At 42.5% G+C, this 14,476-nt stretch carries 13 protein-coding genes; 7 read left to right on the forward strand and 6 right to left on the reverse strand.

The features are described 5' to 3' along the window. Window positions 1–104: 104 nt before the first annotated feature. Entirely contained in the window at window positions 105–1,589 is a 1,485-nt protein-coding gene (locus FHW88_RS24780) for a sodium:solute symporter (RefSeq protein WP_176628329.1), read from the reverse strand. 290 nt (window positions 1,590–1,879) lie between these two features. Between FHW88_RS24780 and recR the strand changes: the two genes are divergently transcribed. Genes recR through FHW88_RS24795 form a run of 3 tightly spaced genes read left to right on the forward strand, consistent with a single transcriptional unit; the run spans window position 1,880 to window position 4,144 of the window. Next, on the forward strand, window positions 1,880–2,506 hold the full coding sequence (gene recR / locus FHW88_RS24785; protein WP_176628330.1) for a recombination mediator RecR: 627 nt from the start codon (window positions 1,880–1,882) through the stop codon (window positions 2,504–2,506). A 2-nt stretch (window positions 2,507–2,508) separates the two neighbouring features. Continuing rightward, window positions 2,509–3,342, forward strand: a complete 834-nt coding sequence (locus FHW88_RS24790) for a glycosyltransferase family 2 protein (protein WP_090533087.1) — start codon at window positions 2,509–2,511, stop codon at window positions 3,340–3,342. After that, window positions 3,329–4,144 (forward strand): SDR family oxidoreductase, encoded by an 816-nt coding sequence (locus FHW88_RS24795; RefSeq protein WP_090533085.1) that lies wholly within the window; start codon window positions 3,329–3,331, stop codon window positions 4,142–4,144. Before FHW88_RS24790 ends, FHW88_RS24795 begins: the two co-directional genes overlap by 14 nt. A 71-nt stretch (window positions 4,145–4,215) precedes the next feature. Here FHW88_RS24795 and FHW88_RS24800 read toward each other — a convergent pair whose 3' ends face one another. Further along, complete coding sequence (locus FHW88_RS24800; RefSeq protein ID WP_176628331.1) at window positions 4,216–5,160, reverse strand: ion channel; 945 nt, start codon at window positions 5,158–5,160, stop codon at window positions 4,216–4,218. 402 nt (window positions 5,161–5,562) lie between these two features. Here FHW88_RS24800 and trpD point away from each other — a divergent pair, with 402 nt between their 5' ends. From trpD to trpA, 3 genes are all read left to right on the forward strand, one after another. Continuing rightward, on the forward strand, window positions 5,563–6,552 hold the full coding sequence (gene trpD, locus FHW88_RS24805) for an anthranilate phosphoribosyltransferase (protein ID WP_090533082.1): 990 nt from the start codon (window positions 5,563–5,565) through the stop codon (window positions 6,550–6,552). Between the two features lie 3 nt (window positions 6,553–6,555). Continuing rightward, entirely contained in the window at window positions 6,556–8,364 is a 1,809-nt protein-coding gene (locus FHW88_RS24810) for a bifunctional phosphoribosylanthranilate isomerase/tryptophan synthase subunit beta (RefSeq protein WP_176628332.1), read from the forward strand. 109 nt (window positions 8,365–8,473) lie between these two features. After that, the gene (gene trpA, locus FHW88_RS24815) at window positions 8,474–9,244 is read left to right on the forward strand and encodes a tryptophan synthase subunit alpha (protein WP_176628333.1); all 771 of its coding nucleotides are present in this window, start codon (window positions 8,474–8,476) and stop codon (window positions 9,242–9,244) included. A 363-nt stretch (window positions 9,245–9,607) separates the two neighbouring features. Here the strand turns inward: trpA and FHW88_RS24820 are convergent, their stop codons facing one another. The 3 genes from FHW88_RS24820 to FHW88_RS24830 all read right to left on the reverse strand — a co-directional run bounded on the left by FHW88_RS24820 (window position 9,608) and on the right by FHW88_RS24830 (window position 11,855). Beyond that, window positions 9,608–10,228 (reverse strand): L-threonylcarbamoyladenylate synthase, encoded by a 621-nt coding sequence (locus FHW88_RS24820; protein ID WP_176628334.1) that lies wholly within the window; start codon window positions 10,226–10,228, stop codon window positions 9,608–9,610. A gap of 123 nt (window positions 10,229–10,351) precedes the next feature. Continuing rightward, the gene (locus FHW88_RS24825; protein ID WP_176628335.1) at window positions 10,352–11,128 is read right to left on the reverse strand and encodes a hypothetical protein; all 777 of its coding nucleotides are present in this window, start codon (window positions 11,126–11,128) and stop codon (window positions 10,352–10,354) included. A gap of 184 nt (window positions 11,129–11,312) precedes the next feature. Further along, window positions 11,313–11,855, reverse strand: coding sequence for a YceI family protein (locus FHW88_RS24830; protein ID WP_090533071.1), 543 nt, complete (start codon window positions 11,853–11,855; stop codon window positions 11,313–11,315). A gap of 185 nt (window positions 11,856–12,040) precedes the next feature. Here FHW88_RS24830 and FHW88_RS24835 point away from each other — a divergent pair, with 185 nt between their 5' ends. Beyond that, window positions 12,041–13,675 carry an FMN-binding glutamate synthase family protein gene (locus FHW88_RS24835; RefSeq protein WP_176628336.1) on the forward strand — a complete coding sequence of 545 codons (1,635 nt, stop codon included), beginning with the start codon at window positions 12,041–12,043 and terminating at the stop codon, window positions 13,673–13,675. A gap of 145 nt (window positions 13,676–13,820) precedes the next feature. Here FHW88_RS24835 and FHW88_RS24840 read toward each other — a convergent pair whose 3' ends face one another. Beyond that, entirely contained in the window at window positions 13,821–14,306 is a 486-nt protein-coding gene (locus tag FHW88_RS24840; protein ID WP_090533067.1) for a nuclear transport factor 2 family protein, read from the reverse strand. Window positions 14,307–14,476: the final 170 nt, after the last annotated feature.

Raw genomic sequence — 14,476 nt, forward strand, 5'->3', positions numbered from 1 at the left:
TTAATTAATGCAAAGTACAAAGAAAATGAATTTCGAATAGGTAATTGTTAAGTTTTTAACTTTCGGACTTTCGGACATTTCCGACTTTCCGACTCGAATAGTTTTTAACTTTCCGACTTACGGACTTCCCCAACTTTCGGACTCGAAGTAACCCACAGCCCAATAAATGTAATTAATCCGTTTACAATGATGAGTTCGTTACCAAAAACATATCCGCCTAAAATTGATTTTGATTCGGCATTTAAAAAATAACATATGGCAGGAGAGAGTATGCAAATGAAGGGCACCAGTTTATCCATTACCTGCCTGTTGCCTACAAACAGGCCAAATGAATAAAGGCCAAGCAGCGGCCCATAGGTATACGATGCCACGGTGAATATGGCGCTAACTACAGCATCATTATTAATGGCGTTAAATATGATAATGGTTAAAAACATCAGCCCCGAAAAGGCAATGTGTACCCAATGGCGCACGGCCACCATTTTTTTGCTGTTCACATCCTTGCGCTTGTTAAAACCTAAAAAGTCTACACAAAAAGAGGTAGTGAGTGCTGTCAGAGCAGAGTCGGTAGTGGCAAAGGTGGCCGCTGTTAACCCCAGCATAAATATCATGGCCGGAACCAATCCTAAATATTGCAGGGCTATAGTAGGGTACAGGTAATCGGTTTTGGTAACATTGATACCGTTTTTAGCGGCGTACATGTAAAGCAAAGCGCCTACGCTCAGGAAAAATATGTTAATGATCACGAAAACGCCAACAAAGCTGAACATGTTTTTTTGCGCTTCTTTGATATTTTTAAGGCTGAGGTTTTTTTGCATCAGGTCCTGGTCAAGCCCGGTCATGCCGATAGTGATAAACATGGCGCCTAAAAACTGTTTACCCAAATGCAGCTTGCTGCTCATAAAATCGTTAAAGAAGAATATTTTAGAATAGCTGCTGTTTTTGATGGTTTCGGCTGCCTCGAAAATGTTCATGTGCAGGCTCTGGCAAATAAAATATATCGACAGGAAAACAGATGTTACCAGGAAAAATGTTTGCAAGCTGTCGGTAATGATAATGGTTTTCAATCCTCCCTTAAAGGTGTACGACCAGATAAGCAGCAAACAAATAAGCACCGTAACCGCAAAGGGAATATGGTAGCTGTCGAAAATAAACTTCTGCAGTACGATAACCACCAGGTATAACCTGAATGCTGAGCCAATAACCCGGCTCACCAGGAATATAGCAGCAGCAGTTTTATAGCTCCAAACGCCTAAAGCGCCTTCAATGTAGCTGTAAATGGATGTGAGTTTAAGCCGGTAATATAAGGGAAGTAATACCGTGGCTATGATGAAAAAGCCGGCAGCGTTGCCCAGCACAAACTGGAAATAAGCAAAATCATCGGTGCCAACCTTACCGGGAACGGAGATGAAAGTAACCCCGCTCAATGCCGTACCAATCATCCCGAAGGCAACTAAATACCATTTGGAATTTCGGTTGGCTACAAAGAAGGTATCGTTATCCGAAGATTTTTTTGATGTAAGCCACGAGATGATGAGCAATACCAAAAAATAACCGATGATGAATGACAATAATACTCCTGGCGACATAGGTGTTTTTTTAGTCCGGAAGTCGGTAAGTCCGAAAGTCGGGGTAAGTCCGAGAGTCGGCAAGTCCGGAAGTCCGAAAGATTTTTTATTTAGTCCGGAAGCCGGGTAAGTCCGAAAGTCCGGAGGATTTTTTGCAAAATACAAATACATTGTAAGATTTGCCAATCATAACTTCTCTGCTTTAAATTTTCTAAATATACAAACATCCAACTTCCGGACTTTCCCGACTTTCGGACTTTCCGACTTCCCAGCCTTTCGGACTTCCGACTTAAATTCCCTACCTTCGCACAATGAATTTTTCGTCCAAATTGCTGGAAAATGCTGTAGCCGAATTTGCTAAATTACCAGGGGTAGGTCAAAAAACCGCCCTGCGTTTGGTGCTGCATTTACTTAACCAGGATAAGCAGGATGTTGAACGTTTCAGTACCGCGGTAACCAAACTTCGCAACGAAATACAGTTTTGCCGGGTTTGCCATAATATCTCTGACCAGCCGGTTTGCGAGATCTGCTCATCGCACCGCCGCGACCACAGCCTTATTTGTGTAGTTGAGGATACCCGCGATGTAATGGCTATTGAAAATACCAATCAGTTTAATGGCGTTTACCATGTGCTGGGCGGCTTAATATCGCCGATGGATGGCGTTGGGCCGTCAGATTTGCAGGTGGATACCCTGGTCGAACGTCTTAAGCCAATCACTGATAACGAGGTTAAAGAAGTGGTTTTTGCCCTCAGCGCCACTATGGAAGGTGACACAACCTTATTCTACCTTCATAAAAAATTAAAAAATTTCAATATTACCATCACAACTATAGCTCGTGGCATAGCTTTTGGTGGTGAATTAGAGTACGTAGATGAGATAACTTTGGGCCGTTCCATAGCTACCCGCGTTCCGTACGAAAATTCACTATCTAAGTAAGCATGAAACTATCTATAGTTGTTGTTAGCCATAATACCTGCAACCTGCTCAGAATTGCCCTGAATGCAGCGGTCAGGGCTGCCCAGGACATTAGTCACGAGGTTTTTGTGGTCGACAATGCTTCGGCTGATAAGTCGATAGCCATGTTAAATACTGAATTTCCGGATGTAAAGATAATAGCCAACGATAAAAACGAGGGTATGGCCCGGGCATATAACCATGCACTTAAACTGGCTACAGGCGAGTATGTTTTACTGGTCAATGCGGATACTATTACAGGCAAGAAGACCATAGAAAAGGCTCTTGAGTTTATGGATCTGCATACCGACGCCGGTGGTTTGGGGGTACGTATGATAACTCCTGAAGGTAAATTTTTAAAAGAATCAAAACGCGGGTTCAAAAAGCCCTGGGAAACCTTTTTCAAGCTAACCGGCCTGGCAAAACACTTTTCAAAATCAAGGCTTACCAGCCCGCAAAGTAAAGACTGGGTTGAAGAGTTTCAAACCTCCGAATCGGATATCATCAACGGTGCGTTTATGCTGCTGCGGAAAGAGGCGCTTAACCAGGTAGGAATAATGGATGAGCGTTTTCATACCTATGGTTATGATATCGATTATTCATATCGGATCAGGCTTGCCGGGTTTAAGAACTACTATTTCCCCAAAACATATATCATCAATTTTAACATCCAAAATAAGGTTAAATTTAGCTGGGCACACATTAAAGAATATTATGGGGCGATGATTATCTTCGCGTCCAAATATTTATTTAAGGTGCCCGAACTTAAGGTGGAAGGCATCCCCCAGCTAATTCCTCCTTCGTATGAAGTTAAATGATAAGATTGTAATCATCACTGGTGCTTCGTCGGGCATCGGGAAATCACTTGCTTATGAATGTGCTAAACGCGGCGCCAATGTGGTACTGGCGGCAAGGCAATATGTTACCCTTTGCCAGCTTACCGAACAGTTGGAGCGGGAATATAAAATCAAAGCATTAGCTATACAGTGTGATGTAACCAATGAAGATGATTGCGCTCAGCTTATTAAACAAACCCTTATTACTTTTGATAAAATTGACGTATTGATCAACAACGCAGGCATCACTATGCGCGCCCTGTTTAAGGATGTAAAAGTGGATGTGCTGAAACAGGTGATGGACGTTAATTTTTGGGGAATGGTTAACTGCATCAAATATGCACTGCCCGAAATTACTAAAACCAAAGGCAGTATAGTAGGTGTATCATCTATAGCGGGGTATAAAGGTTTGCCCGGTCGTTCAGGTTACTCGGCATCAAAATTTGCCATGAACGGCTTTTTAGATTCATTAAGGATCGAAAACCTTAAAACAGGGGTACATGTATTAACAGCCTGCCCTGGCTTTACGGCATCAAACATACGCAACACCGCTTTGAACAGCGAAGGTAAACAGCAAGGCGAGAGCACCCTTGAAGAACAAAAAATGATGAGCAGCGATGAGGTAGCCAAACATATTGTTGATGGCATTGAAAACCGGGTCCGCACATTAACCCTCACCGGCCAGGGCAAACTTACTGTAGCCCTGAGTAAATTTATACCGGCATTTTTAGATAAAATGGTTTATAAGCATTTTACCAAAGAACGGGACCCGCTTCTTCGTTAGTCATTCTTTCATCGGGTCATTGAGTCATTGCACTTACGCTGCAAAAAAAAATGACTTAATGACGCAATGACCTAATGAATGATATCATATGCGCTTATCCTGCTCAAATCCAATACAACGCGGCCTGTTTCGTCGCGCTCAAAGGCTGGTTTAAATTTAGCGTCCCATACAAAATCATCATACTGATAAGAGGTGCGCGAATGGACGGTTTGCGAAAAGGTATCGTCGAAAGTTTTCAGGATTACCGAAAGGCCGGCTTGCCTGCGTTCAAGCTCCTCGGGTGTGATATCTTTAATTGGGCTGTTTTCATCAAGCGGGTGAACTACTGTCCAGTTCAGGGTTAAGATACTAACGCGGGTTCGTTCCAGTTCGAGCTGGAAAAATTTACGTACGGTTTTGCCGTTTTCCTCGTCGTTATAGCTGAAAACTACTTCCATTTCCAGGTCGATGAGGATATTTCTGCGTTCGTTGGCCAGGCGAAACATCAAACCTTTACCACCGTCGCGATAGGGCGCGATAAGCACATTGCGGCTATACATGATCTTGGCCGAGGGGCGCGAAAAACGACCGTAAAGTAAACCGGTTGCCAAAGCAAAAGCCAGCAGGCCCATCATTGATTCGAGCGCGGCGATGGTATTGGGAATCATGCCCCTGGGACTGATATGCCCATAGCCTACGGTTGATATGGTTTGTGCCGAAAAAAAGAAGGCGTCCATAAAGCGGTCGAAATCGGTATTGCCGCTTTTGCCGTCAAGCACATCAGGACCCAAGGAAAAATAAATAAACGCGAAAATAATGTTTACTATAAAATAGCAGCTAAAAACAATGAACCAAAACTTGCGCCAGCTCATGGTAATGAGCGAGTGGTAGTTGTTTGATGTAGTAAAAAACGGAAGGCCGGTACGTTTTACATTGATAGTACCATCCTTATTTATAACCGGCTGGCTTTTAATAACCGGCTGGGTACCAAAACCAAGATCATCTTCGGGATTAATTTTCTCTTTATGTATAGCCATGGAGCTAATTACTGAATTATGAGTTATTGAATTATCGATTTTTAGAAAATGTTTACAGTTTACTCTGATCTTCTACTAATTTAGTAGCTAAATCAATAATTCAGTAAATCAATAATTCAATAAATGTACTGTTCTGTTTGTTTTTATAAAAACTATTTACATATTTGTGCCAACAAGTAACAATGACAAAATTAAACAACAATTGGTGGTGGCTTAACGAGTAATCGTAAGGCAATTCCATGTTTGTTTAAAAGATATATTCAAAAAGGGTTGCCATACGGCAACCCTTTTTTTATGCCTCTCTCCCCAAAGCCCCCTAAAGGGGGAAGTGATCTGCAGGGAGGGCGAAAAAAACAATTAAACTATACCAACTCCCCCTTTAGGGGGCCGGGGGGCAAGCAAATGAAACAGATATTAAATCATCTTTTTGAACACAAAACCTTTAGCAGGGAACAATCAAAAGGCATTTTGATCAATATTGCGCAGGGTAAGTACAACAACGCGCAAATGGCAGCTTTCATGACAGCCTATTGTATGCGAAGCATTACCGTTGAAGAACTGGAAGGCTTTCGCGATGCCATGCTGGAACTTTGTCTGCCCGTTAACCTGGAAACCGATGGCCTCATTGACCTTTGCGGTACCGGAGGCGATGGTAAGGATACTTTTAACATTTCAACGCTTGCTTCATTTGTTGTTGCGGGTGCGGGGTATAAGGTGGCCAAGCATGGTAACTATGGGGTATCATCGGGCTGCGGTTCATCAAATGTGATGGAGTACCTGGGTTACCAGTTTACCAATGATATTGACAAGCTGAAACGGAGTGCCGAGGAAGCTAATATCTGTTTTCTGCACGCGCCTTTGTTTCACCCGGCTATGAAAACCGTTGCGCCTATCCGCAGGGAACTGGGTGTTAAAACCTTCTTCAACATGCTGGGGCCTCTGGTTAACCCGGCGAAGCCCGATAATCAATTGGTAGGGGTGTTTAACCTGGAGCTTGCCCGGGTATACGCTTACCTTTACCAAAAATCAACTACAAAATATACTATCATAAACGCCCTGGAAGGCTATGACGAAATCTCATTAACCTGCGATTTTAAGACCTTTTCGGCAGATGGTGAAAAGATCAACAGTGTCGAAGACCTTGGATTTGAAAAGCTTGATCCTAAAGAAATCATCGGCGGCGATACTGTGACAGCTTCGGCAGCCATATTTAGTTCGGTGCTTAAAGGCGAAGGTACCCCAGCCCAAAATAACGTGGTACTGGCTAACGCCGCGCTGGCCATTAAAACCATCGGCCCTGAAAAAACTTTTGGTGATTGTTTTTATGAAGCCGAAGAAGCATTGTTAAGCAAAAAAGCGCTGAGGAGTTTTAATACTTTATTACAAAACTAAACCATGAAAATAAAGGTTTGCGGTTTAAAACATCCTGAAAATATTAATGCGGTTGCTGCTTTACAGCCCGACTATATAGGCTTTATTTTATATGGCAAATCGCCACGCTATATGGCAAACCTGGCGACAGATGCGTTGCAAACTATACCCGCCTCTATCCAAAAAACGGGTGTTTTCGTAAATGAAAGCTCTGAAAATATTGATCGCCTGGTCACTGAATATGGCTTTAACGCGGTTCAGTTGCATGGTGATGAAAGTCCGGAATTTTGCGCTGCTTTTAAAGGTAGGGTAACCGTGATCAAAGCTTTTGGTATTAACGAAGATTTTGATTTTGAACAGTTAAAAGATTATGCCAACAATGTCGATCTTTTCCTGTTCGATACCAAAACAAAAGAATATGGAGGCTCAGGCAAAACTTTTGACTGGGCTATTCTTGATCAATATAAACTGCACATTCCCTTCTTTTTATCAGGAGGGGTGGGGCTTGAAAATATAAAAGAGGTTAAAAACATCACACATTCCCAATTTTATGGGGTTGACCTTAACAGCAGGTTTGAAAATGAGCCCGGCTTGAAGAATATCGAAAAATTAAAAGAGGCATTTAAAATCATCAAAAATAAAACACAACAGATGAAATACGGAGTTAACGAACAAGGTTATTATGGCGATTTTGGGGGAGCATATATCCCCGAAATGTTGTACCCTAACGTAGAGGAATTAAGGGAGCAATACCTCAATATCATAAATGACGATGATTTTAAAGCCGAGTTTGATGATCTGCTTAAAAATTACGTTGGCCGCCCTTCTCCGTTATATCATGCCAAAAGGTATTCGGAAAAATATGGTGCTAACATCTTCTTTAAACGGGAAGACCTGAACCATACCGGCTCGCATAAAATTAACAATGCCATAGGGCAAATCCTGTTAGCAAAACGCCTGGGTAAAAAGCGTATCATTGCCGAAACCGGCGCAGGTCAGCATGGGGTGGCAACCGCTACCGTATGCGCGCTCATGAATATTGAATGCGTTGTTTACATGGGCGAAATTGACATGGTAAGGCAGGCGCCAAACGTGGCCCGTATGAAAATGCTGGGCGCTAAGGTTGTACCCGCCACATCTGGCAGTAAAACGCTCAAAGATGCCACCAATGAGGCCCTGCGCGATTGGATAGGCAACCCGGTTGATACGCATTATATCATCGGTTCGGTGGTTGGCCCGTATCCATACCCGGATATTGTGGCCCGTTTTCAGGCTATCATATCGCAGGAAACAAAGGCTCAGTTGCTTGAGCAAACCGGCAAGGAGTTACCGCAATATGTGATGGCCTGTGTAGGCGGGGGTAGCAACGCTATGGGGATGTTCTATCATTTTATAGAGGATGAGGCTGTGAAACTGGTAGCTGTTGAAGCGGCAGGTAAAGGCGTAAATAGTGGTGAATCTGCCGCTACAACAGCTTTGGGCGATGAAGGGGTGCTGCATGGCAGTCGCACCATATTGATGCAAACCGAAGACGGACAGGTGGTTGAGCCTTATTCAATTTCGGCGGGACTGGATTATCCGGGTATAGGGCCGCAGCACGCACATTTGTTTAAAACCGGCCGCGGGCAATATGTAAGTATTACCGATGAGGAGGCTTTGCAGGCAGGCTTACTTTGCTGCCAGCTTGAAGGGATTATCCCAGCTATTGAAACAGCCCACGCTTTGGCGCAGTTAGAAAAAATGAAGTTTGAAGCCAACGATAATGTGGTGATCTGTATTTCGGGCAGGGGAGATAAGGACCTGGATACGTATATTAATTATTTTGGGTACTAATTGGTTTATAGTTGATGGTCTATAGACCATGGCTGATCAGTGAAAAAAATCAACAATAAAAAATAAAACCATGGACTATGGTCTATCGTCCATAGACAAATAAAATACAATGAACCGTTTAAACAAACTTTTTGCATCAAAAAACAATAACCTGTTATCTATATACTTTACCGCCGGTTACCCAGCGCTGAACACTACAATTGATATTGCCGAAGCCCTTGAAAAATCAGGTGCCGATTTCCTTGAGATTGGTTTCCCTTATTCTGATCCCGTAGCTGATGGCCCGACTATTCAGCATAGCTCAGAGGTCGCATTGGAAAACGGCATGAGCCTTAAAGTTTTGTTTGAAGAGCTTGCCGAACTGCGCAGCAGGGTAAGTATTCCTATTTTGCTCATGGGCTATTTTAATCCCATTGCACAATATGGTGTTGAACGGTTTTGTAAAAAGGCTGCCGAGGTAGGTGTTGACGGTATTATTGTACCCGATCTGCCGATCTATGAATATGAAAAAATGTACTCGTCATATTTTATCGATAACGGCCTGAGCAATATATTCCTGGTAACCCCGCAAACATCTGAAGAGCGCATCCGCAAAATTGATGAACTGAGCAACAGCTTTATCTATCTGCTGTCGTCGTCAACAATAACCGGCTACAACCTGAAACTGAGTGATAGTGTAGAAGAATATTACAAACGCATTACCGCGATGAAGCTAAAGAATCCAACCATTATTGGTTTTGGGATTACCGATAGCAGCAGCTATGCCAAAGCATGTAATTATGCCAATGGGGCAATTATAGGCAGCAAATTTGTGAAGCTTTTAGGTGAGGAGGGGTATATGGATAAGATTGATGGGTTTGTTAAGGGGATAAGGCCGTAAGTCCATTTTCCATCACCTCATTGCGAGTATCCATTAGGGAAGCCTTGAAAAAAATGTAATGACATGTAAAATATATTTTAACGGTGTTGCGCGTGGGCCGCGTTAGGGATTGCAGTGTAAAGCCCGGAGCGCGCAAAGGGGTTGCGGGCAGGAAAGGCGAGGACTTGCAACGGAAAGCCCGGGCCACAGGCAACGCCCATGTTATAAAATCCATCAAGAAAAATATACTTAATAATCAATAACTTACAACCACGTCATTATAAGGTACGAAGCAATCCCCGATTAGCAGAGCAGCTATGCAAGTATCTCTGTAAAGTTTGGGATTGCTTCGTACCTCGCAATGACGGGTGATAATAATTAAAACTACAAATACAACTCCAAATCGCCTTTACCTTCACGCACAATATCAAAGTCGCCGGTAGTGCAATCTACTATCGTTGATGGGATGTTATCGCCATAGCCGCCGTCAATTACAATATCAACCAAATCTTCATATTTCTCGTGGATCAGTTCCGGATCGGTGGAATACTCCACGATATCGTCGTCATCCCTGATAGATGTAGAAAGTATCGGATTGCCTAACACACGCACAATTTCGCGGGCTATATTATTGTCGGGTACCCTGATACCAACCGTTTTTTTGTTGGAGCTGAGCATCTTGGGCACCATATGACTGGCATTGAATATGAATGTGAATGGCCCCGGCAACGCTTTCTTTAGTACGCGGAAAGTAGTATTATCAATCGGTTTGATGTAATCAGAAATGTGGCTCAGGTCATAGCAAATGAATGAGAAGTTAGCCTTTTCGGGTTTGATGTTCCTGATCTTACAAATGGCCTCAATAGCGCGGTGGTTGGTGATATCGCAGCCTAAACCATAAATGGTATCGGTAGGGTATATGATGAGGCCGCCTTTTTTTAACACCTCAACCACCTGCTCAATAGCCTTTGGATTAGGGTTTTCGGGATATATTTTAATTAGCATAAGTATAAGAACAAATATAACGCTACTTAGTTTAAAAATGGCGGTAAAACTGGCTTTAAATCACGTGTTTGCAGTGATTTATCTTATGATACTGATAACTTAGTAAGGTTGGTATGAACTATATTAATAATTTGAGTACTGGAATGTCCGGGCACTTTTAAGATAGAAGTAATCAGTTATTAAACCATCCAGTTCTTTTACGGTTTCAAATAGCTCTTTTTTTTTATCTGATTTTTCGCTTTCGAGAAAATCGCCATTGTTTAATTCATCTGTTATTTGCTGTTTTAATGCATTAATATATAGCATTTTTTGTTTAGTTATATCGTATGATTTATCGTAATAGTAGTTATCTTTTCCCTGATAAATACTGTATTCGGCTTCGCCTAAAATTCTGTTATATTGATGTCCGAAATACGTGCCGCCTTGGGCTAAGGCATCAAAAATGGAATTTATATCACGATAAATTTTAGTTAACGTTTCCCGTTCTGTTTGATATTTCTCCCCTCTATTTTTCTTCTTTAAAAAGTAGGCATATAACAGGTAATACTCGTCTTGTCCAATTTCACTGTTAAAAATATCAACCGGGTCAGATTTATCGATGGTTGAATCTCCCCATATCCCTCGTTTGCCATATGTAATATCCGGATGAACAGGCGTACTATCGTTGAGTTCAGGGTTATGCTTTAAGATCTTTCTTAAATCAACTTTTGAATATTTAAACGTATCCGTTTTAATAGTACTGATGTTTATTGTGTCTGCGCCACCAGCCAATATGCTGTCTTTTTTGGGATGTTGACCCGCATTTTGAATTGTTTGGCTTGTAGGAGCTCGCTGGCTACACCCCAACATTAGTGAAAGAATAAACGGAATCAGAAGGTATCTCATGGGTTTTGGTTTCACCCTAAAACTAACTAATTATAAACTAAAAATCTTCCTAAAACAACAAAGCCATCCCGATTAAATCAGAATGGCTTTGCTATTTAAATTTTAACCTGTTTTGCTGTTTCAATAATGCCGTGTTGTTTGGATCCTTTAACAACAGCGGCATTTTAAAAGTTAAAACACAGCAACAGTATTAAAACAATTAAGCTTGTTTAGTGAACTGGATGTTGATCAACAATTTAATGTCTTCGCCAACTACAATTGAACCGGCTTCGGTTACACCGTCCCAGGTTAAACCGAAATCTTTACGGTTGATTTTACCGCTGATTTCGAAACCAGCTTTAGTATTGCCATAAAAGTCGGCAGCCGAACCACCAAATTCTACGTCGAGCGTTACCGGTTTGGTTTGATCTTTAATGGTCAGGTTACCTTTCAGTTCGTACTCTTCATCATCAGTTTTGGTGAATGAAGTTGATTTGAAAGTGATCTGAGGATATTTTTCGGCGTCAAAAAATTCGGCCGATTTCAAATGCTCGTCGCGTTGTGTCTGATTGGTGTCAATGCTGTTGATATCTAAAGAGAAATCAATTTCAGCATTTTCAAAATCATCATTATCAGTTAATAACTCACCGTTAAAGCTTTTGAAAAAACCACTCACGGTTGAAATAACCAGGTGTTTAACTTTAAATTGTACTTCTGAGTGCATAGGGTCAATAACCCATTTTGTTGCTGTTTCTGTTGCCATGATTTTTATTTCTTTTTTGTTGATACAAAGATAAGCACAAAAATAGATGTTTAAACATGTATTTTTACTTTGTGACTTTAAACCGACATTGAGTAAGTTTCTTAACCACAAATTTGCCCTATTGTTTAAATTATAAATCTATTTTTATCAAACTTAATAGCCGCTTCATATAAAATTAACTATCCATGAGAAAGCTCTTCGTTGTTTCGTTCTTTATCATATTCAGTATGCTTGCCTTGTGGACCGTCATCTGGCCACCCGCTGCATGGTCGTTCCTGTTCATGGGGCCGGTATATCTTATCGGTTTTTATGATATGGTGCAGCCTAAGCATAGCATTGTGCGCAATTACCCGGTGTTTGGCCACCTGAGGTATTTGATGGAAGAGTTAAGACCTAAAATATACCAGTACTTTATTGAAAGCGATACCAACGGTACGCCCTTTAACCGTCAAAACAGGAGTGTAATTTACCAGCGAGCCAAAAAGGTTGATGACACCCGTCCCTTTGGTACCGAGCTTGATGTTTATGATAATGGCTACGAATGGCTTAACCATAGCATCGCCGCTATGGATCACCATCAATTAAATATGGATCCGCGTGTAAAGGTTGGCGGGGCGGCCTGTACGCAGCCTTATATGGCCAGCGTATTCAATATTTCGGCTATGAGCTTTGGTTCGTTGAGTATGAATGCCATACTGGCCCTTAACGGCGGTGCAAAACTGGATAACTTTGCCCATAACACCGGCGAGGGAGGATTAAGCGATTACCACTTGCAACCAGGCGGCGATATCATTTGGCAAATAGGCACCGGCTATTTCAGTTGCCGCCATAAGGATGGTACTATGAACTACGATGCCTTTGCCGAACGCGCGGTGCTGCCACAAGTGAAAATGATCGAGATCAAGCTGTCGCAAGGAGCAAAGCCTGGTCATGGGGGGATATTGCCCGCTGCCAAGGTAACACCTGAAATTGCGCGGATCAGGCTGGTGGAGATGGGGGAGGATGTGGTTTCACCGCCATACCATACCGCATTCACCAATCCATTGGAGCTGATGGTATTTATTCAAAAGCTTCGGGATCTTTCAGGCGGCAAGCCAATCGGATTTAAATTGTGTGTAGGTCATAAAAGCGAGTTTTTAGCTATTTGCAAGGCTATGGTCAAAACAGGCATTACTCCTGATTTTATTACTGTTGATGGGGGAGAAGGCGGCACCGGCGCTGCCCCGCTTGAGTTCAGTAATTCAGTAGGGATGCCGCTGCGCGAGGCTTTGGCTTTTGTTTATGACGCGCTGACCGGGTTCGATCTTAAAAAACATATCAAGCTTATAGCATCAGGAAAAGTGGCCACGGGTTTTGACCTGGTCAAAAATTTTGCCCTCGGCGCCGATATGTGCAACAGTGCCCGTGGTATGATGTTCGCCCTTGGCTGCATCCAGGCGCTGGAATGCAATACGAACACCTGCCCAACCGGTGTGGCTACACAGGATAAAAGCCTGATGAAAGGCCTCGTAGTGGATGATAAAAAAGTACGTGTGGCTAATTTCCACCGGCAAACCGTGGGCAGCGCCATCCAAATGATAGGTGCCGCCGGTTTAAGCAAACCGTGCGACCTGCACCGCATGTATATTTACCGCCGTGTTAACCACAGCCAGATCCTGACTTATGGTGAGCTGTTCCCTTACATCCCCAAAGGCAGTTTGTTAAACACACCTTATCCGGCATCGTTTGAGTTTGATATGGCCATCAGCAGCGAAAATACGTTTGTGCCTGATTATAGCGGGATTACAAATGTTGACTATAGCAATGTGAGTTCGTATTGAAGAAATTTGAGGCTTGGTGATTAGATATTAATTAAAAATGGGGCGATTGCCGGCTCAAGCACGAATGCCTGAACCGGCGGGTTATATTGCGAAAGCCCCGCGCTTAAATAGGGATTGAAAACATTTAACAGATCTGTTAGCATAATTAATGTCCTACACTTACCACCCTCGTCACTTTCCATTGCCCGTCCTTATACTGCCAAATGTGTACAAATTTCATCAGACCGATTACCGGTTGGCCGTTTTCGGTATGTGTGAAACGATGCGTACCCATTTCAATAGCGCCAAAGCCGGGCATGGGGTAAACCTCAAGCGTTTCTTTAAGCAGGTCGCGGCGCAGGTCGGCGGCTTGTTTGTTTTCAAAAATTCCTTTAAAGCCGGCCATGGTGCCTTCATAACCGGTTAAGCCCTTACCATCGTTATAAAATTCAACATCGGGCGCAAACAGCGTTTTCATCACTTCTAAATTACGGCTGTTAAAGGCGTTGAACATTACACTGTCCATGTGTGCGATGGTGTTAAATAACTGCTGGTCTTTGGGTTTAAAGGCCTTGGTTTGCGCTTTGGCAACGGAGGCAGACAGTATTGCGGCAAAGCCAATAATAAACAGGGTATAGGTTGATTTTTTCATGATATGATAGAGCGTCTAATAATTAATTTACATAAAATAATTATATAATGTTAATAAACAGAATGTTAAGTTTTTGGCTTTGTGCGTTCAGTTTTTAGCTTTATATAAATGTATTAAATATATCATCATGACGCGCCACCATGACCGATAGTGACAGTTGTACCGACCAT

It is taken from the genome of Mucilaginibacter sp. SG538B (genome assembly GCF_013376065.1).
Lineage (GTDB): Bacteria > Bacteroidota > Bacteroidia > Sphingobacteriales > Sphingobacteriaceae > Mucilaginibacter > Mucilaginibacter rubeus.